Below are 18,965 nucleotides of genomic sequence, written 5' to 3' on the forward strand. Positions count from 1 at the left end.
CTGCTGAACCCACGGCTGCCCCCCCCTGCGATCTACTTGCCGAACAAGCTCTCCCGGTGCACCCGCCACCGCTCCAGCATCCCCGCGATCTCCTTCTCGACGAACTCGAAGAAGGCCAGCGTCTCCGCCATGCGCCGGCCCGCCGGGGTGTCGGGGCCCAGGCTGGCGACGCCGTCGTGCAAGGCGCTCTCCCAGCGCTTGAGCACCCCGTCGCGGTTGGCGAGCGCCTCGTACCACTGGTTGCTGTGCACCCGGAAGAGGTCCCGCCGGGAGCCGGGTTCGCGCTCCCTGGCCACCATGTGCTGCTGCGTGAGATAGCGGACCGCTCCCGACACCGCCGCCGGGCTCACCTGCAGCCGCTCCCCCAACTCCGCCGAGGTCAGCGCGCCCGAGTCCGACGCGAGGAGCGCGGCGAAGATCCTCGCGGGCATCCTCGGCATGCCCGCCTCGACCAACTGCGCGGCGAACTGCTCCACGAAACGTGAGACGACCTCGTCGTCACGTCGCGTCTCTTCACTGGGCCCCTTGGGCATCTGCCGATCATCTCCCCTGCCGTGCCGGTCGAGGTCGAGTTTATACGCTTCCTTAACTTCACAAGTTTGTGAAAGAAGCGTACGTTCTGAAACATGACGAAGGCAATCACCGTCTCCGGACTGCACAAGTCGTTCGGAAGGACACACGCGCTCGACGGTCTCGACCTCGACGTCGAGACCGGTGAGGTCCACGGCTTCCTCGGCCCCAACGGCGCCGGAAAGTCCACGACCATCCGGGTCCTCCTCGGCCTGCTCCGCGCCGACTCCGGAGCCGCTCAGCTCCTCGGCAAGGACCCGTGGAGCGACGCCGTCGAACTGCACCGGCGCGTGGCGTACGTACCGGGTGACGTCACCCTGTGGCGCAACCTCTCCGGCGGCGAGGTCATCGATCTGTACGGGAAGCTGCGGGGCGGCCTCGACCAGGCCCGCAGGGCCGACCTCATCGAGCGGTACGAACTCGACCCGACCAAGAAGGGGCGTACGTACTCCAAGGGCAACCGGCAGAAGGTCGCCCTCGTCGCCGCCTTCGCCTCCGACGTCGACGTGCTGATCCTCGACGAACCCACATCCGGGCTCGACCCGCTCATGGAAGAGGTCTTCCAGAGCTGCGTCGAGGAGGAGCGCGACCGGGGCCGCACCATCCTGCTCTCCTCGCACATCCTCAGCGAGGTGGAGACGCTCTGCGACCGCGTCAGCATCATCAGGAAGGGGCAGACCGTCGAGAGCGGCTCCCTCGCCGACCTGCGCCATCTGACGCGGACCAGCGTCACCGCCGAGCTCGCGGGACCGCCGAACGGGCTCACGCGGCTGCCCGGCGTCCACGACGTCGACGTATCCGGGAATCGCGTCAAGCTCCAGGTCGAGACCGACAAGCTGGACGCGGTCCTTCGTTCGCTCGCCGACTCCGGCATCCGGTCGCTCCTCTCCACGCCGCCCACCCTTGAGGAGCTCTTCCTGCGGCACTACCAGGACGACGTGACGACCGGTACCGGCGAGATGGTGTCGCGATGACCGCCGCCGTCGCCGAGACTTCGGGACCCGCTCCCCGCACCGGCGGATCGCGTCAACTCGCCGGTACGGGCGCCCTGTTGAGGCTCGCCCTGCGCCGCGACCGCGTCATGCTGCCCGTCTGGGTCATCGTCGTCGTCGGCATCGTGCTCGCGATGCCGGGCTCCCTGGAGAAGACGTACGGAACGGCCGCCGAGCGGGCCGACGCCATGCGGTCGATGAACGCCAACTCCTCGATGCGGGCGCTGTACTCACCCGTGTTCGGGGACACCATCGGCGCGCTCTCCGCCTGGCGCATCGGCGTGTACGCCGCGATCCTCGCCGCCGTGATGAGCCTGATCATCGTCGTACGGCACACGCGCGAGGAGGAGGAGACGGGGCGCCAGGAGATGATCTCCGCCGCGATGGTGGGGCGGCGTGCGCCGCTGACCGCCGCGCTGCTCGCCGCGTTCGTGGCCAACGCGGCCGTGGGCCTTCTCATCGCCGCCGGGATGGCCGGGCAGGGCTCGGCGGGGGCGCTGGCGCTCGGGCTCGGCGTCGCGGGCACCGGCATGCTCTTCGCCACCATGGCGGCGATCGTCGCCCAGCTCACGGAGAGCGCGCGGCTCGCCAAGGGGCTCACGTCGGCGGCGCTCGGCACGGCGTACGTGCTCAAGGCCGCAGGTGACGCGGGGACGCGGGGCGGCGAGTCCGCCCTGACGTGGATCTCACCGCTCGGCTGGGTGGAGAACCTGCGCGCCTACGCCGGTGAGCGGTGGTGGGTGCTGCTCCTGATCGCCGCCGCGACCGTGGCGCAGGGCGCCCTCGCGTACGACCTCGCCGGGCGGCGCGACGTCGGCATGAGCTTCCTGCCGACGCGGCCAGGACCCGCGAAGGGCCGCCTCGCCACGGCGGGCGCGCTCGCGTGGCGTCTGCAGCGCGGCAGCGTGCTCGGCTGGGTCATCGGGTTCCTGGCCGCCGGTGTCGTCTTCGGCGGGATGGTCGACGGCGCGGCCGACATCGTCGGCGACAACGAGAACACCCGCGACATCATCGAGCGGATGGGCGGCCAGTCCGGCCTCACGGACGCCTTCCTCGCCACGATGGTCGGCATGCTCGGCATGGTCACCGCGCTGTACGTCGTCGCTTCGGTGCTGCGGCTGCACGGCGAGGAGACCTCGCAGCGGGCGGAACCGGTACTCGCGGGCGCGGTGGGACGGCTCCGGTGGGCCTCAGGCCATCTGGTCATCGCCTTCGGCGGCGCGCTGCTCCTGATGCTGGTGGGCGGGCTCGGTCTCGCCGTCGGGTACGGGCAGGACCTCGGGCCGATCATGGGCGCGTGCCTGGTGCAGGTGGCCGCGATCTGGGCGCTCGGCGGGCTCGCGGTGCTGCTCGTGGGGGCGTTCCCCAGGGCCGCGGTTGCCGCCTGGGCGGTGGCCGGGGTCTGCCTGGCGGTCGGCTGGATCGGCCCCGCGCTGAGCCTTCCGCAGGCGGCGCTGAACGTCTCTCCTTACGGGCACCTGCCCAAGCTGCCCGGCGGGGGCATGGAGTGGGCGCCGGTGGTGGTGCTTCTGGCCATCGCGGCGGCGTTCGTTGCCACGGGGCTGGCGGGACTGCGCCGCAGGGACATGATCTCGTAGCCCCGAGGTTCGCCTCCCGGGCGGGCTCTCCCACCCGCCCGACTGCCCCGGGTCATCGCGTGGGGTGGGGAGCGCGTACGGCCAGGGTGGGAAGCGAACCAGCACCGCACCCCGCCACCCCCGCTACCCCCACGTAGTACCTGCGACGGACGCCGCAGAACCCATCCCAGAGGGGACGCCCCCCAACCCCCGCACCCGTACCTTCGTAAGCGTGACTGACGCGACCAAGACCGCCCCCGGCAGTAGCCGCAGCCCGGAGTACCGCCTGGCCACGGGCGCACTCGCAGGGCTCCGCCAGGACCTGCTCCGTGATGCCTTCGCCTACCGCCCGATGCCGCCGATGCGTACGGACGGGCCGGTGAGCCGACGGCTTCCGGCCCGCATACGCCCTTACGCCGCCTGGATCCCGCACGCCGTGGTCGCCATGGCCGCCGTCCTCGTGTACTCGGCCGCCCCCGTCAGCGGCAGCGGGATGGGGGCCGTGTTCACCGGCATCCTGCCGGCCGCCGCCGTCCTCATGACCCTGATGAGACCCGTCGGCGCCTGGTGGTTCTCGCTGGCGAGCACCCCGTTCATTGCCGTGATCGCCCATTCGTCGGACGGCTGGCCGTGGACCGACAGCTCGTTCATCGCGCACATCACCGTCATGACGGTGGTCGCCGTGCGGACCCGTCCGCGCGCCGCCGCGTGGATGTGGGCCTGCACAGCCGCCTACGGCGTCTTCGTCGAGGTCTTCATGGGCGCGGGCGCGTACGGCAGTGACCTGCCGCAGATGCTCTTCTTCTCCGCGCTCGCCCTCGTCACCGTCTCCCTCGTGCACGTCCGCCGCGAAGCCAAGCACGAGGTCAGCGTCCAGCGGACGGTCACCGAGATGGAGCGCGGCAAGCGCACGCTCCTGGAGGAGCGGACGACGATCGCGCGCGAGCTGCACGACGTCGTCGCGCACCACATGTCGGTGGTCGCCATCCAGGCGGAGGCCGCGCCCTACCGCGTCGAGAACCCGCCCCCCGAGCTGGAGCAGGCGTTCGTCACGATCCGCGAGAACGCGGTGGCCGCGCTGACGGAGCTGCGCCGCGTCCTCGGCGTCGTACGCGCGGAGGACTACGAGGCGCCGGACGCCCCGCAGCCCACCCTCGCCGACCTGGACCGGCTCATCGCGAACGTCCGCGAGACCGGCCTCGACGTCGAGAAGGTGGTCACCGGCGCGGTCCGCGAACTCCCACAGGGCGTCGAGCTCTCCGCGTACCGCATCGTCCAGGAGGCGCTGAGCAACTCCCTGCGCCACGCACCCGGCGCCACGGCCCGCGTCGAGGTCGGCTACGTCCTCGGCGGCCTGGGCCTGCGCATCCTCAACGGCCCGGCGACCGGCCTGGTCAAGCCGTCGCCCGGAGCGGGCCACGGTCTCACCGGGATGCGTGAGCGTGTCACGATGCTGGACGGCGAGATGACGACCGCCAACACCCAGGACGGCGGCTACGAAGTCACCGTGTTCCTGCCGGTCGCGTCCGCGCCGGAACCCGATGGAGGCCAGAAGTGACGATCCGCGTGCTGATCGCCGACGACCAGATGATGGTCCGCGAGGGCTTCTCCGTCCTGCTCAACGCGATGCCGGACATCGAGGTCGTGGGCGAGGCGGTCAACGGCCGCGAGGCGGTCGAGCGCGTCCGCGAACTCAACCCGGACGTCGTTTTGATGGACATCCGCATGCCCGAACTGAACGGCATCGAGGCCACCCGGGAGATCGTCGCGGCGGACGTCGAATCGAAGGTCCTCGTCCTGACCACCTTCGACCTCGACGAGTACGTCTACCAAGCGCTGCGCGCGGGTGCGTCCGGCTTCCTCCTGAAGGACGCGTCCGCGCGGCAACTCGCGGACGGCGTCAAGGTGGTGGCGGCGGGCGAGGCACTGCTCGCGCCCTCCGTGACGCGCCGCCTCATCACCGAGTTCTCCAAACTGGGCGAGACGCCGCGTCTGTCGGCGACGGTCCAGGCGCAGCAGTACGGCGAGCTCACCGAGCGCGAGACGGAGGTGCTCGTCCTGGTCGCCCAGGGCCTTTCCAACTCGGAGATCGCCTCGCGCCTCGTGGTCGCCGAGTCCACGATCAAGACCCACGTGAGCCGCGTCCTGGTGAAACTGGGCCTGCGGGACCGCACGCAGGCGGCCGTCTTCGCGTACGAGGCCCGACTGGTCACACCGGGCTGACCCCTTCCTGAGCATGCGCGCCGACGACTACCGTCCCTCCATGGACGCCCCCTTCGCCCCCTGGTCGTCGGAGTTCATCGCCGACCCCTACCCGGCCTACGCGCAGTTGCGGGACGCCGGGCGGGTCCACTACTTCGGGCCGACCGACCAGTGGCTGATCCCGCACCACGCCGACGTATCCGCGCTGCTTCGGGACCGGCGGCTCGGGCGGACCTATCTGCACCGCTTCACGCACGAGGAGTTCGGGCGGCAGGCGCCACCGCCCGAGCACGAGCCGTTCCACGTCCTCAACGACAACGGCATGCTCGACCTGGAGGCGCCGACCCACACCCGCATCCGGCGCCTGGTGTCGAAGGCGTTCACGCCGCGCACGGTGGAGCGGCTCGTGCCGTACGTCGAGGATCTTGCCGACCGGCTCGTACGGGACCTGGTGGCCGACGGGGGCGGGGATCTCGCGGCGCGGGTCGCCGAGCCGCTGCCCGTCGCGGTGATCGCGCAGATGCTGGGCATCCCGGAGGCGGACCGGGATCAGCTGCGGCCCTGGTCGGCCGACATCTGCGGGATGTACGAGCTGAACCCGTCCGACGAGACCGCGGGGCGGGCGGTGAGCGCCTCCCTCGAATTCTCGGCGTACCTGCGCGAACTCATCGCCGTGCGGCGCGAGAAGCCCGGTGAGGATCTGATCTCGGGGCTCATCGCCGCGTACGAGGGAGGGGAGTCCCTCAGCGAGCAGGAGATGATCTCCACGTGCGTGCTGCTGCTCAACGCGGGGCACGAGGCGACGGTCAACGCCACCGTCAACGGCTGGTACGCGCTCTTCCGGAACCCCGATCAGCTGGCCGCCCTGCGCGCGGACCCCGGGGGCCTGATCCCCACCGCCGTGGAGGAGTTGATGCGCTACGACACCCCGCTGCAGCTCTTCGAGCGGTGGGTCCTGGACGACATCGAGGTGGCCGGCACCGTCATCCCGCGCGGCAGCGAGGTCGCCCTCCTCTTCGGCAGCGCGAACCACGACCCGGCGGCGTTCAGCGCCCCCGCCGCAATGGACCTGGCCCGCGCCGAGAACCCGCACATCTCCTTCAGCGCGGGCATCCATTACTGCATCGGCGCACCCCTGGCCCGCATCGAACTGGCCGCTTCACTGGGGGCGTTGCTCCGCCGGGCGCCGGACCTGACCCTGGCCGCGGAGCCGGAGCGCAAGCCGAACTTCGTGATCCGGGGGCTACGGGAGCTGCTCGTGGAGGTCTGACTCCGTAGGTGGCCGGACGCTCAGAACGCCAACTGCGCGATCTCCTCCGCCACCACCGCACAGGCGTCCGCCGCCGGGTCGATCAGCGGGAAGTGCCCGACGTCCTCAAGGAGCGTGACCCCGACGACCTCGCCCGCCTTCGCCGCCGCGTCGGCGTACGCCTCGGCGACCGCCTGCGGCACGACGATGTCCGTGCGTCCCTGGACGACGGTCGTGGCGATACCGGTCGGCAGCAGGGCCGCCGGGTCCGCGTGCGGGAGACGCTCGTCGAACTTCTCGGCGCCTCCGAGGAGTTGGAGAGCGGCGTCCGAGCAGACGCCCAGCTCCTGCGCGACCTGGAAGTCGGCGATGGGCGCGAGGGCGACGACACCCCGGAAGGGGACGGGCCGGTCGACGCGCCAGGGGGAGCCGGTGGGCAGTACGTGGCGGGCGGCGGCCCAGAGGGCGAGGTGACCGCCCGCGGAGTGGCCGGTGACGACGGTGCGGCGGACGTCGGCCGACGGCAGGAGGTCGGCCGCGAGCGCGGGGAGCGCGTCGAAGGCGGCGGCGACGTCGTCGAAGGTCTCGGGCCAGCGCCCGGCGGCGGGGCCGCCTCCCTGGGCGGGGATCGAACTCCCCCGGCGGTACTCGACGTTGGCCACGGCGAAGCCCCGTCTGGCCAGGAAGTCCGCGAAGGGCGTGAGGTGCCGCCGGTCGTACGGGGCTCGCCAGGCGCCGCCGTGCAGGACGACGACGAGGGGGGCGGGGGCCTCCGTGGCGATCCGGGGTTCGTAGAAGTCGATCACCTGGTCGGGGTGTTCGCCGTACGCGGCGGTGGCGTCGGGCGTCACCTCGGGGTGCGAGAAGGCGGCTTCGGCCTCGACGGCATCGCGGGCCACGGCGTCGGCGTCGTCCGGCATGCGACAACCTCTCTGCGGGGTGCGTAGGGGTGCTGACCTTTTGATCTTCCCCTACCCCGCCCCATCCCGATACCGGCTCCGGGCGGACCGAAATCTCAGCCCGCCCGGCGAACGGCCACTTGCTGCTACCCCGCAGCTTCCCCCAGCGTCCGCGCGAGCACCCTCGCCGCACGCTCGGCATCGGCGAACCCGACGTACAAGGGAGTAAATCCGAACCGCAGGACATCAGGCGCCCGGAAGTCCCCGACCACGCCCTGCTCGACGAGCCGTCGCATGACGTCACCCGCGTCGTCACACCGCAGGGCGACCTGGCTGCCGCGCTGGCCGTGGTCGGCCGGGGTGAGGACCTCGACCCGGCCGTCGGGGACGTAGGCCGCCACGCACTCGATGAAGAAGTCCGTCAGGGCGAGGGACTTGGCCCGTACGGCCTCGATGGACACCCCGTCCCAGGCGTCGAGCGCCGCGTCGAGGGCCAGCATCGACAGGATGTCGGGCGTACCGACACGGCCCCGCAGGGCACCCTCTGCCGCCTCGAACTCCGGCCGCATCCCGAAGGGCTCGGCGTGCGAGTTCCAGCCGGGCAGCGGGGAGTCGAAACGGTCCTGCAGGTCCGCTCGTACGTAGATGTAGGCAGGTGAACCAGGCCCCCCGTTCAGGTACTTGTAGGTGCACCCGACCGCGAGGTCCACGCCGTGCGCGTCGAGCCCGACGGGCAGCGCTCCCGCGGTGTGGCACAGGTCCCACACCACGAGCGCGCCCGCGTCGTGCACGGCCGCCGTCAGGCCGGGCAGATCGTGCAGCCGCCCGGTGCGGTAGTCGGCGTGGTTGAGCAGGACGACCGCCGTGCGCGGGCCGAGGACACCCGGCACCTCACCCGGCGCGACCGGCACCAGACGGCACCCCGTCATTCGCGCGGCGGACTGAGCGATGTACCCGTCCGTGGGGAACGTCGTCGCGTCAACGACGATCTCGTCGCGCCCCTCGTCCGAGTCACGGACCATGCGTACGGCCGCGACGAGCGCCTTGAAGATGTTCACGCTCGTCGAGTCGCCGACCACTATCTGCCCGGGGGCGGCCCCGACGAGGGGAGCTATGCGGTCGCCGATGCGCTCGGGGGCGGTCCACCAGCCGCTCTCGTCCCAGGAGCGGATGCGGAGCTTTCCCCACTGGCGGGAGATGACGTCCGCGACGCGCTCCTGGACGTTCGCCGGCAGGGCGCCCAGGGAATTGCCGTCGAGGTAGACGGTGTCGTCCAGGACGAACTCGTCGCGCTTTCCCCCGAGTTCATCATCGGCGTCCCCCTTTGCCGCCTCCGCCTGGAGGTCTCGCCCGGGATCAGACATGGCTCCTCGCAGTCCACAGCTCGGGGAAGACGTTCTTCGTCGCGCGCTTCTCCAGCCAGGCCACACCGGCCGAGCCGCCCGTGCCCGTCTTGGAGCCCATCGCGCGCCGCGTCGCCACCAGATGGTCGTTGCGCCAGCGCCACACCAGCTCGCCGACATCCGTCAACACCTCACCCAGGCGGGCGAGTTCGTCGCTCTCGTCGCCGGAGTAGAGGTCGGTCCAGACCTTCTCGACCTCGGGCGAAGGCTCGTACTTCTGCGTCAGGTCGCGCTGGAGCACGGCGGCCGGGACCGCGTGGCCGCGGCGGGCGAGCAGGGCGAGGACCTCGTCGTACAGGCTCGGCTCCTGGAGCGCCTTCTCCAGCTCCGCGTGGACGCGGGGCGCGCCCTTGTGCGGCACCAGCATGGACGCGGATTTGTCGCCGAGCAGGAACTCCATGCGGCGGTACATCGCGGACTGGAATCCGGATCCCTCGCCGAGCGCGGAACGGTAGGAGTTGAACTGCCCGGGGGTCAGCTGGGCGAGCGGGCGCCACGAGGCGTTCAGCGCCTCCAGCTCGCGGAGGCTTCGCTTGAGCGCGGCCACGGCGACGGGGACGTCGTCTCTGCGCAGGGCGCGCGACGCGGTCTCCCACTCGTGCACGATGACCGTGAACCACAGCTCCATGACCTGGGTGGTGACCAGGAAGACCATCTCGCCGGGGTCGTCCGAGCGCAGGTGCTGGAGGTGAGTGAGAACGTCCGCCTGGACGTAATCCTCGTAAGGGGTGGTTCCTGCGAAGTCGAGGTTCGGGGTGTCCGCCTCTTGGGACATCGCGATCTCCTTGATACGTACTTCGGGTAGCGGTCCGCCCCTGCCGTTACCGACACGGGGGCCCCGGTCCCCACCGGCATCCTCCGCAACATCCCATAAAACGGCAAGACCTGCCTGGTCACAGCGGCGTCCAGGCAGGTCACGCACGTCTTCGGGGGCTGTCCCGGAGCTGTCCCGGGGCTAGCCCAGAGTGTCGGCCGCCGCCGCGGAGGAGTCCCGCAGGAAGCCCGAGCAGCGCTCGTACTCCTCCTGCTCACCGATCGACTGCGCGGCGCGTGCGAGCCCGTGCAGGGCGCGCAGGAAGCCGCGGTTCGGCTCGTGCTCCCACGGCACCGGGCCGTGGCCCTTCCAGCCGGCCCTGCGCAGCGAGTCGAGGCCGCGGTGGTATCCGGTGCGGGCGTACGCGTACGACTCGACGACGCTGCCCCGCTCGAACGCCTCGTCGGCGAGCTGCGCCCAGGCGAGCGAGGAGGTCGGGTACTTCGCGGCGACGTCGGCGGGCGCCGCGCCGTTCGCGAGGAGCTCGCGCGGCTCCGGGTCGTCGGGCAGGTGGGTCGGGGGCGGTCCCCCGAGCAGATCCTTGTGAATGGCCATGGGTTCCAGTCTGCGCCATGGCGCAGCCGAAGGGCCCGGTACCCCGTCCTGGAACGGGGTACCGGGCCCTCCGACGAGCAAAAGCCGTGAAAAAGCGGTGCTTACTTCAGCTTCGTGCCCGTGGAGCGCAGGTTCGCGCACGCCTCGGTGATGCGCTTGGCCATGCCCGCCTCGGCGGCCTTGCCCCAGGTGCGGGGGTCGTACGTCTTCTTCGAGCCGACCTCGCCGTCGACCTTCAGGACGCCGTCGTAGTTCTTGAACATGTGGTCCGCGACGGGACGCGTGAAGGCGTACTGCGTGTCCGTGTCGAGGTTCATCTTCACGACGCCGTTCTCCAGGGCGGTCGCGATCTCCTGCGCGGTGGAGCCGGAGCCGCCGTGGAAGACGAAGTCGAAGGGCTGGGCGCCCGCGGCCTTGCCGTGCTTGGCGGCTACGCCTTCCTGGAGGTCCTTGAGGAGCTCGGGGCGCAGGACGACGTTGCCCGGCTTGTAGACGCCGTGGACGTTGCCGAAGGACGCGGCCAGGAGGTAGCGGCCCTTCTCGCCGAGGCCGAGGGCCTCCGCCGTACGCAGCGCGTCGTCGACGGTCGTGTACAGCTCGTCGTTGATCTCGTGCGTGACGCCGTCCTCCTCGCCACCGGTGGGGGTGATCTCCACCTCGAGGATGATCTTCGCGGCGGCGGCCTTCGCGAGCAGCTCCTGGCCGATGGCCAGGTTGTCGGCGAGGGTCTCGGCGGAGCCGTCCCACATGTGCGACTGGAAGAGCGGGTTACGACCGGCCTTGACGCGCTCGGCGGAGACGTCGATCAGCGGACGGACGTACGTGTCCAGCTTGTCCTTGGGGCAGTGGTCGGTGTGCAGCGCGACGGTGATGTCGTACTTCGCGGCGACGATGTGCGCGAACTCGGCGAGGGCCACGGCGCCCGTCACCATGTCCTTGTTGTACTGGCCGCCCAGGAACTCCGCACCACCGGTGGAGATCTGGATGATGCCGTCGCTCTCGGCCTCCGCGAAGCCGCGCAGTGCGGCGTGCAGCGTCTGCGAGGAGGTCACGTTGATGGCCGGGTAGGCGAACTTGCCTGCCTTCGCCCGGTCGAGCATCTCGGCGTAGACCTCGGGAGTTGCGATGGGCATGTGTCCGCTCCTTGTGATGTGCGGGTGTGTGCTTGGCCCTGACCTAAGGGGGCGACGTCATCGTCGCCCCCATCTTTCCAGACTTGCCGGGCGGCTCCGGCCGCAGTGGCCGGAGTGCTCTGGTCCGGTCTGTGGTCCGGTCTCTAGTCCAGGCCGAGGTCGTCCTTGGAGTACGCGAAGAGGTACGGCACCCCGGCGCCCTCGGTGATCTTCTCGCCCGCCCCGGTGGCACGGTCCACGATGGTCGCGACGCCGACCACCTCGGCGCCCGCCTCGCGCACGGCCTCGACGGCGGTGAGCGGGGAGCCACCGGTGGTGGAGGTGTCCTCGACGACGAGGACACGCCGCCCCTTGATGTCGGGGCCTTCCACCCGACGCTGCATGCCGTGCGCCTTGGCGGTCTTGCGTACGACGAAGGCGTCGAGCCGCTTGCCGCGCGCGGCGGAGGCGTGCAGCATCGCGCCCGCGACGGGGTCGGCGCCCATGGTGAGGCCGCCCACGGCGTCGAAGTCGAGGTCGGCGGTGAGGTCGAGAAGCACCTGGCCGACCAGGGGGGCGGCCTCGCCGTCGAGGGTGATGCGGCGCAGGTCGATGTAGTAATCGGCTTCGAGACCCGATGAGAGGGTCACCTTGCCGTGCACCACGGCCTTGTCCTTGATCTGCTGCAGCAGCGCGCCACGTACGTCGTCAGTCATGCCTGTCAGCTTAGAGCCGCTGAAGCCGCGTCCAGGTCCAGGTCGTCGACGTCTCCAGGGGGTCGATGGGGGTGACCAGGCGGGGCAGGGTGTTGAGGCCGTTCGGCGGGCCGGTCTGCGGCTCGACGCACACGGCGGCTTCCTGCTCGTCGTACACGACGACCCACTGCTCACGGCTCTTCACCGTGAGTTCCAGCTGCTCGGGCCAGGTGAGGGTGACGTCGACGCCGTCGGCCATGCCGAAGCAGTCGTCCCAGGGGCCGGGGGTGGGGGCGATGCGGTTGCCGGTGGGGAGGTGGTCGTCGCCCCGCTCCTCCTGCCAGTCGGGCGTGAAGCCGACCCGCACGTCTTCCCCTGTTCCCAGGTTCCGGTTGAACCAGGGGTGCCAGCCCGCCTGGGCGGGGAAGGAGTCGCCGTACGTCTCGATGCCCAGGGTGAGGGTGAGGGAGTCCTCGGTGAGGGCGAAGAGCTGCGTGACGCGGCCTTCGTAGGGCCAGGGCGCGGTGAGGTCGTAGGTGAAGGCGGCCTCGCTCTTCCCCGCACGGGCGGTGCGCCATGCCGCGTCCCTGGCGAAGCCGTGGATGGCGTGGGGCGGGGAGTTGAGGGGCATCTGGTGGGCCGTGCCGCCGTTGCGGAACTTGCCGTCGCGGATGCGGCCGACCCAGGGGGCCATGGGGAAGCAGCCGTAGCGTTCGCCCTGCCGCAGCAGTTCGATGCCGCCGACCCGAAGGCTCCCTACTCGGCAGCCGTTACCCGGCTGCAGCTCGACTTCCGCGTCGCCTGCGGTCAGTGTCACGCTTTCTTCGCTACTCACGGGGTCGACCTTACGTTCACAGACATTCTTCGTCCCCAACCCCGCCCCTTCCCGAAAACCCGCTGCGCGGGGGCGTCCTCAATCGCCGGACGGCTGAAAGATTCAGCCCGGTACACACAAGGCACAGGGCCCCCGCGCCCAGCGGGTTCTCGGGAAGGGGCGGGGTAGGGGAAAACTCACCGCCTACGACGCAACGCCCGCCCCACCACGATCGCCGACGCCAACACCACCGCGGCAGCGGGCGCGGCCCACCGCAACGTGGCCCGGGTCGACATCGAATCCGCCGCAGGCGCCGGGGCGTACCGCCCCCGAGGCGGCGCGTGGTCGACCTCCTCGGCGCTGCGCCCGATCATCGTCCGCCGGGCATGCGCGGCCTCCGCGGGCGGCACCAGGATCGCCTCGACATCCACATCGGCGTCGACGCCGTCGTCGGAATCCGCGTCGAACGACGACGCAGGCACCTCCGTCTCGAAGACGGAGGCCGCATCGACAGGCTCGACGGGATCGACGGGCTCGATCACTACGGGCTCGGGCGCCGCAGGCTCCGGCTCCGGTTCAGCCGCCCGCCCCAGCCCCTCCGCGAACCGCTCGATGAGCCTGCGCGCAGCCCCCTCCACAGCCTGTGGAGAACTTTCGGCGACGCGCCCCTCCCCTGCACCCGTACCGACGAAGACCACCCGGGTCCCGGAACCGTCCTCGGCAGGATCGAGTCGCACCGTCAGCGAGAGCTTCACGGTGCCGCTGCCCCGCACCTCCACGCCCTCGCCCTCGATCGCGAAGGAACCGTCACCGCGCGGGGCGACCCGCGCCACACCCCGGTACGTGATCGTGTGGCCGCCGATCCGCACCTTGAGACGGCCGGAGAGCGGCTGCGCGGACTCGTCCGCGTCGCGCTGCAGTCCGGGCACCGCCCCAGCGACCTGCGCGGGGTCGCTCAGCACCTGCTGAAGACGGTCGGCGGGAACCGGAACGAACACCTCATGCTCCATGGCAGTCGAGCCTACCCACGCCGTCCAGACCATGTACGTCGGTTCGTCAGTTCGCGTACCGCGGGTGCACCAGTGTGGAGGGGGTCAACCCACGCATCCGCGTCCGTTCGGCGGACGCCACGCCCACCCGCAGCAGCGCCGCCGTCCGGTGCGGTTCGAGGGCCGGACGGGATCCGGCCGCGAGGACGAAGCCCCAGTCGCGCGGCGCCGCCGCACCGTCCGCCGTCCGTCCGGGGCCCGCCGCCGCGACCCCGGGAAGTCTGCCGCCCACGCGGTACGGATCGGTCATCAGCCCCGCCGCCCGCAGCGTCGCCTCCACCGTCCAGTAGGCGCGGGGCCTGTCGGCGACCGGGCCCGCGTGCACACTGAGGCGGCCGCCCGTGGCCAGGACCCGCCGCGCGAGGCCGTAGAACTCCTGGGAGTAGAACTTGGTGCTCGCGGTGATGCCGGGGTCAGGCATGTCGGAGATCACCACGTCGTACGTACGAGGGGGCGAGCGCAGCCAGCGGAACGCGTCGGCGTGCACGACCCGCACCCGGGGGTCCCGGTACACGTGCTCGTTCAGCTCGCTCAGCGCCGGATCGCGGCGCGCCAACTCCACGACCCCCGGATCGATTTCGACGACGTCCACCCGCCGCACCCCGGAATGCCGCAGCACCTCACGCGCGGCGAGGCCGTCGCCGCCGCCGAGGATCAGCACGCGCGCGTGCCTGCCGTTCATCGCGGGACCGACGAGCGCCCGGTGATAGCGGTGCTCGTCACGGCCGCTGACGCGCAGACGCCCGTCGAGGTAGAGATCGAGCGAATCGCTTCTGCCGCCGGTGAGAACGACTTCCTGGACGTCGGTCTGCACGGCGACCCGGACGTCCTTGCCGTAGACCGCCCGCCGCGCCGCCGCCTCGAAGTCGCCGACGAGCACGGCGGCCGAGGCGAGGATGCCCAGGACGGTGACGTTCGCGACGAGCAGCGCCCAGCGGCCGCGCACACTCAAGTCCCGCCCGAACAGGCCGAACACGAGTGCCCCGCCCGCGAGTACGTTGACCGCGCCGGTGATCAGCGCCCCGGTCAGCTGGCCGAGCAGGGGGAGCAGGAGGAAGGGGAAGGCGAGGCCGCCCACCAGCGCGCCCACGTAGTCGGCGGCGAACAGGTCCGCCACGGCGCCGCTGGGGTCCTGCCGCCTGATCCGCTGTATGAGCACCATGAGCAGCGGCACTTCGGCGCCGATGAGCAGGCCGATGGCGAGCGAGAACGCGACGAGCAGATACCGCGAGCCGCTCGCCCAGACCTCGCCCCGGTCGCCGGTCCAGGCGAACGCCGCGTACAACGCCATGGCGCTCAGGCCGCCGACCAGTGCGAGCGCCGCCTCGACCAGGCCGAAACCGGCCGCGGCCCGGCACCGCAGACGCTTGGCGAGCAGGGAGCCGATCCCCATGGCGAAGACCATCACCGAGAGGACCACCGACGCCTGGGTGACCGAGTCGCCGATCAAGTACGAAGCGAGGGCGACGAGTTCGAGTTCGTACACCAGACCGCAGGCCGCGCAGATGAAGACGCCCGCCAGGACGAGTAACCGCCCCGTCCGGGGTGTCACGGGCAACTGCGTTGACGGCTCGATCACCTTGGGAACGCTACGTCACCGCACTCTCACGTCCGGTCACCCACAAGGGTGTATCTCGACGTCAGAGGTGTAGAGCCCATCGGAAGCCGATCGAGAACCCGTCGCGAGCCGATCGAGAACCCGTCGCGAGCCGGTCAGAGCACCGCAGGCATGCGTACCCCCACGCGGGTCCGCGTGGCCACGAGTTGCCCGTCCTGCGGATAGGCGTGCCAGGTACGCCACTGCACCGCGCCTTCGTGCCACTGCGCGAGCAGCGCCGTGAACGCGTGCGGGCTGCCGGGGAAGACCCCGGCGAGCCCGTGCGGATGCTCGGACACCAGGGCGAGCAATTCCTGCGCGCGGCCCGCGAACTGGCCGCGCGAGAGGGTCTCGACGCGCGCCGCGAATTCGTACTCCCACTCGCCGAGGCGCTTGGAGACGCCGAGCGGAAGTGGCGTACTGCTGCCGGGGATACAGGCGACGGTCTCGGAGCAGGTGCCGCGCTCCTCCTCGAGGAGCACCTGGTGCGATGCCCCCAGGAGCCGCAGCTCCATTTTCGCGTCGGCGAGTTCCAGTTCGAGTGTGGCGAGCGCGGGCAGCGGCTCACGCCCCAGTGTCCAGGCGAGATCCGAGGCGCACGTGTCGGTATAGACAGTCTTCAGGGTCGTGAGCATGGGTCGGCTCCGCTAACACGCAATGGAGGTGGGGCCGGCGCACCCGGTCAGGGGCCGGGAGGCCGGAATGCCGGCTCGTGCCCACGAAAACGTCCCTGTTGTCCAAGTGGTCCGTTTCGAGGGCGGCGCTGACGGTTAAGAGGGAATCATGGACTGCTGCACTGCCACAGCGTTTTTACCCAACTTCGGAGGGTTTCCACCCCCTCGGGGGCTGCACAGTTCAACTGTTCAATGACTCAACGACGAAGTGCCCGGCAGGAGTTGCCTCCCACCGGGCACTCTGCCGGGCACTTCAACAGATGGACGGACCAGCTGCCCCGTGTCAGCTGCCTCCGCCACCACCACAACCTCCACCGCCGCCACCGCCGCCGCACGAAGAACCGCCGCCGCAGGACGACCCGCCGCCACAGGAGCTGCCGCCGTGGTGGCCGCCACTGTCGCCGCCGCCCGCCCACCAACTGCCCCCGCCGGCACCTGCCGCGCCGCCGGCCGCCCCTGAGCGGGACCCACTGCCGCTTCCCCTGCCCGCGTACACCGCGAGTCCGATGATCAGCGCCACCGCGATCAACACGAAGACCAAGACCATGACCTTCACGCCCCTTTCCGTTCCCCCGAAGCAGGCCCCCCGTGGGTCCGCGTTCTTTCTTGCCGTACTTGCCGCACTTGCCGTACTTGTCGTTCTTGCTGTTCTTGTTGTTCTTGCGTGAAAGGGGGATGCCCCCGGCTGTGTCGCCTCAAAGCGGAGTTGAGGAAGTTCAGAGGGTTCACTCGCGGCGCCGCCCGCCGAACGCTCTGCGTGTGCATCCGGTCCGGTCGGCGTTGTAGCGTCTCGGGCAGCCTTTCAGTACGTGTAGGGAGCAGAGAGTCATGGCACGACCAGAGTCCGGTAAGAGGTTCATGGGCTGGACCGCGGCGGCTACGTTGCTGGCGGTGGCGCCGCTCATGGCGGCGTGCTCGGGCGACAGCGGCAACGACAGCGGCAGCGGCACCTCGGGCAACTCAGGTGCCTCGTCGGACAAGAGCCCCGGCGCACAGGCGGGCGGCCAATCCACCGTGCCCGCCGTGGTCAGCGCCTGGGTCGGCGCGGTCATCGAGAAGGACGCCAAGCAGGCGTGCCTGCTCTCCTCGGAGCCGGGCAGCGGCGGCTCGTCCCCGAAGGCCACCACGCCCCAGAAGTGCGCGTCGATGGCGAAGAAGATGGCGCCCGGTGTGAAGGGCCTGAGCAAGGCGTTCGCGCCGCAGAAGACCTCCGCGAAGCCGACGGTCAAGGTCGACGCACCCACGCCCAAGGGCGACAAGGCAGTCGTCCCGACGGCCAAGATCACCATCGACGGAAAGTCCCTGCGGGACAACATCCTGTCCGACTCGCACGGCGTGGACCCGAAGTCCTTCACGGCCAAGGTGAAGACCGACAAGATCAACGGGAAGTGGTACGTCGGCGACTTCGACATGGACATGGGTAAGCAGACGCTTCAGCCGAAACAGCCGCAGAAGCCGTAGCCGCGTGAGTTGAGGAACTCCGGAGGTTCGGCGCAGGATGGCGCCCATGACCTCCACACCCGGGCGCCCGTTGCTCAACCGCCGCCTCGCCGAGTTCGGCACGACGATTTTCGCCGAAATGTCGGCGTTGGCGGTGAAGACCGGCGCCATCAACCTCGGCCAGGGCTTCCCCGACACGGACGGCCCCGAGGAGATCCGCGAGGCCGCTGTCCGCGCCCTGCGTGACGGCCGCGGCAACCAGTACCCGCCGGGCCCCGGCATCCCCGAGCTCCGTGCGGCGATCGCCGCGCACCAGCAGCGCCATTACGGCCTCGCGTACGACCCCGACCGCGAGGTCCTTGTCACGGCGGGCGCGACCGAGGCGATCGCGGCGTCCCTGCTCGCCCTGGTCGAGCCCGGCGACGAGGTCATCGCCCTGGAGCCGTACTACGACTCGTACGCGGCGTCGATCGCCCTCGCGGGCGGCAAGCGCGTCCCCGTGACACTGCGCCCGGACGCGGCCGCAGGCCGCTTCCGCCTCGACCTGGACGAGCTGCGCGACGCGATCACGCCCCACACCCGGCTGCTGCTCCTCAACACTCCGCACAACCCGACCGGCACGGTCCTGACTCGCGCGGAGCTCACCGAGATCGCGAAGCTCGCGGTCGAGCGGGACCTTCTCGTGGTCACGGACGAGGTCTACGAGCACCTGGTCTTCGACGACGGCGAGGGGACCGCGCACATCCCCCTCGCCTCCTTCCCCGGCATGCGCGAGCGCACGGTGACGATCGGATCGGCGGGCAAGACGTTCTCGTACACCGGCTGGAAGGTCGGCTGGATCACGTCCACGCCGGAGCTCGTGACGGCGGTCCGCTCGGCGAAGCAGTTCCTCACGTACGTGTCGTCGGGCCCGTTCCAGTACGCGATCGCCGAGGCCCTGGCCCTGCCGGACTCGTACTTCACGTCCTTCCGCGAGAGCATGCGGGCCAAGCGGGACCTCCTGAGCGAGGGCCTGACGGCGGCGGGCTTCGACGTCTACCGCCCGGCGGGCACCTACTTCATCACCACCGACATCCGTCCCCTCGGCGCCGAATCGTCCGAGCAGGGCGACGGCTTCGCCTTCTGCCGGGCCCTGCCCGAGCGCGTCGGCGTGGTCGCCGTACCGAACGCGGTCTTCTACGACCACCGGGAGGCCGGGGCTCCGTTCGTCCGCTTCGCGTTCTGCAAGAAGGACGAGGTGCTCGCGGAGGCGGTGTCACGACTGAAGTCGCTGTAGCCGCGGCCTGACGACACGAGAGCCCGGCCGGGGCGACCACCTGATGG

19 protein-coding genes are annotated in these 18,965 nt (G+C 70.7%); 7 read left to right on the forward strand and 12 right to left on the reverse strand.

Annotated elements, in window-relative coordinates:
- Positions 1-32 precede the first annotated feature (32 nt).
- On the reverse strand, positions 33-533 hold the full coding sequence (locus tag ACFQ7F_RS17980; protein WP_383271357.1) for a GbsR/MarR family transcriptional regulator: 501 nt from the start codon (positions 531-533) through the stop codon (positions 33-35).
- A 93-nt stretch (positions 534-626) separates the two neighbouring features.
- Here ACFQ7F_RS17980 and ACFQ7F_RS17985 point away from each other — a divergent pair, with 93 nt between their 5' ends.
- The 5 genes from ACFQ7F_RS17985 to ACFQ7F_RS18005 all read left to right on the forward strand — a co-directional run bounded on the left by ACFQ7F_RS17985 (position 627) and on the right by ACFQ7F_RS18005 (position 6,611).
- Complete coding sequence (locus ACFQ7F_RS17985) at positions 627-1,544, forward strand: ATP-binding cassette domain-containing protein (RefSeq protein WP_383271359.1); 918 nt, start codon at positions 627-629, stop codon at positions 1,542-1,544.
- The gene (locus tag ACFQ7F_RS17990) at positions 1,541-3,160 is read left to right on the forward strand and encodes an ABC transporter permease (protein ID WP_383271361.1); all 1,620 of its coding nucleotides are present in this window, start codon (positions 1,541-1,543) and stop codon (positions 3,158-3,160) included. Before ACFQ7F_RS17985 ends, ACFQ7F_RS17990 begins: the two co-directional genes overlap by 4 nt.
- A gap of 211 nt (positions 3,161-3,371) precedes the next feature.
- Positions 3,372-4,697: a sensor histidine kinase gene (locus tag ACFQ7F_RS17995; RefSeq protein ID WP_383271363.1), complete on the forward strand. Its 1,326-nt coding sequence runs from the start codon at positions 3,372-3,374 to the stop codon at positions 4,695-4,697.
- Positions 4,694-5,362, forward strand: a complete 669-nt coding sequence (locus ACFQ7F_RS18000) for a response regulator (protein WP_383271365.1) — start codon at positions 4,694-4,696, stop codon at positions 5,360-5,362. Before ACFQ7F_RS17995 ends, ACFQ7F_RS18000 begins: the two co-directional genes overlap by 4 nt.
- 40 nt (positions 5,363-5,402) lie before the next feature.
- Positions 5,403-6,611, forward strand: a complete 1,209-nt coding sequence (locus ACFQ7F_RS18005; protein WP_383271367.1) for a cytochrome P450 — start codon at positions 5,403-5,405, stop codon at positions 6,609-6,611.
- A 20-nt stretch (positions 6,612-6,631) separates the two neighbouring features.
- On the opposite strand, the gene ACFQ7F_RS18010 is transcribed toward ACFQ7F_RS18005, so the two are convergent.
- From ACFQ7F_RS18010 to ACFQ7F_RS18060, 11 genes are all read right to left on the reverse strand, one after another.
- Entirely contained in the window at positions 6,632-7,510 is an 879-nt protein-coding gene (locus ACFQ7F_RS18010) for an alpha/beta hydrolase (protein ID WP_383271369.1), read from the reverse strand.
- 125 nt (positions 7,511-7,635) lie between these two features.
- Complete coding sequence (gene kynU, locus ACFQ7F_RS18015; RefSeq protein ID WP_383271371.1) at positions 7,636-8,853, reverse strand: kynureninase; 1,218 nt, start codon at positions 8,851-8,853, stop codon at positions 7,636-7,638.
- Positions 8,846-9,667 carry a tryptophan 2,3-dioxygenase family protein gene (locus tag ACFQ7F_RS18020; RefSeq protein WP_383271373.1) on the reverse strand — a complete coding sequence of 274 codons (822 nt, stop codon included), beginning with the start codon at positions 9,665-9,667 and terminating at the stop codon, positions 8,846-8,848. The genes kynU and ACFQ7F_RS18020 overlap by 8 nt, the downstream gene beginning before the upstream one ends.
- Before the next feature lie 180 nt (positions 9,668-9,847).
- Positions 9,848-10,261: a DUF3151 domain-containing protein gene (locus tag ACFQ7F_RS18025; protein ID WP_249588746.1), complete on the reverse strand. Its 414-nt coding sequence runs from the start codon at positions 10,259-10,261 to the stop codon at positions 9,848-9,850.
- 101 nt (positions 10,262-10,362) lie between these two features.
- The gene (gene fbaA, locus ACFQ7F_RS18030) at positions 10,363-11,394 is read right to left on the reverse strand and encodes a class II fructose-bisphosphate aldolase (RefSeq protein ID WP_383271376.1); all 1,032 of its coding nucleotides are present in this window, start codon (positions 11,392-11,394) and stop codon (positions 10,363-10,365) included.
- A gap of 143 nt (positions 11,395-11,537) precedes the next feature.
- Positions 11,538-12,089 (reverse strand): orotate phosphoribosyltransferase, encoded by a 552-nt coding sequence (pyrE, locus tag ACFQ7F_RS18035; protein WP_383271378.1) that lies wholly within the window; start codon positions 12,087-12,089, stop codon positions 11,538-11,540.
- Between the two features lie 10 nt (positions 12,090-12,099).
- The gene (locus ACFQ7F_RS18040) at positions 12,100-12,903 is read right to left on the reverse strand and encodes an aldose 1-epimerase (protein ID WP_383271380.1); all 804 of its coding nucleotides are present in this window, start codon (positions 12,901-12,903) and stop codon (positions 12,100-12,102) included.
- Positions 12,904-13,079: 176 nt separating this feature from the next.
- On the reverse strand, positions 13,080-13,892 hold the full coding sequence (locus ACFQ7F_RS18045) for an SRPBCC family protein (protein WP_383271382.1): 813 nt from the start codon (positions 13,890-13,892) through the stop codon (positions 13,080-13,082).
- A gap of 46 nt (positions 13,893-13,938) precedes the next feature.
- Positions 13,939-15,510 (reverse strand): polyamine aminopropyltransferase, encoded by a 1,572-nt coding sequence (locus tag ACFQ7F_RS18050; protein WP_383271384.1) that lies wholly within the window; start codon positions 15,508-15,510, stop codon positions 13,939-13,941.
- Positions 15,511-15,644: 134 nt separating this feature from the next.
- Positions 15,645-16,163 (reverse strand): DUF2617 family protein, encoded by a 519-nt coding sequence (locus tag ACFQ7F_RS18055; RefSeq protein WP_383271386.1) that lies wholly within the window; start codon positions 16,161-16,163, stop codon positions 15,645-15,647.
- Between the two features lie 322 nt (positions 16,164-16,485).
- Entirely contained in the window at positions 16,486-16,758 is a 273-nt protein-coding gene (locus ACFQ7F_RS18060) for a hypothetical protein (RefSeq protein WP_383271388.1), read from the reverse strand.
- A gap of 272 nt (positions 16,759-17,030) precedes the next feature.
- Here ACFQ7F_RS18060 and ACFQ7F_RS18065 point away from each other — a divergent pair, with 272 nt between their 5' ends.
- Both ACFQ7F_RS18065 and ACFQ7F_RS18070 read left to right on the forward strand, forming a co-directional pair.
- Positions 17,031-17,663 (forward strand): hypothetical protein, encoded by a 633-nt coding sequence (locus ACFQ7F_RS18065; RefSeq protein ID WP_383271390.1) that lies wholly within the window; start codon positions 17,031-17,033, stop codon positions 17,661-17,663.
- Between the two features lie 37 nt (positions 17,664-17,700).
- Positions 17,701-18,918: a pyridoxal phosphate-dependent aminotransferase gene (locus tag ACFQ7F_RS18070; RefSeq protein ID WP_383271392.1), complete on the forward strand. Its 1,218-nt coding sequence runs from the start codon at positions 17,701-17,703 to the stop codon at positions 18,916-18,918.
- Positions 18,919-18,965: the final 47 nt, after the last annotated feature.

It is taken from the genome of Streptomyces sp. NPDC056486, from assembly GCF_042795295.1.
In the GTDB taxonomy this organism is placed as follows: domain Bacteria; phylum Actinomycetota; class Actinomycetes; order Streptomycetales; family Streptomycetaceae; genus Streptomyces.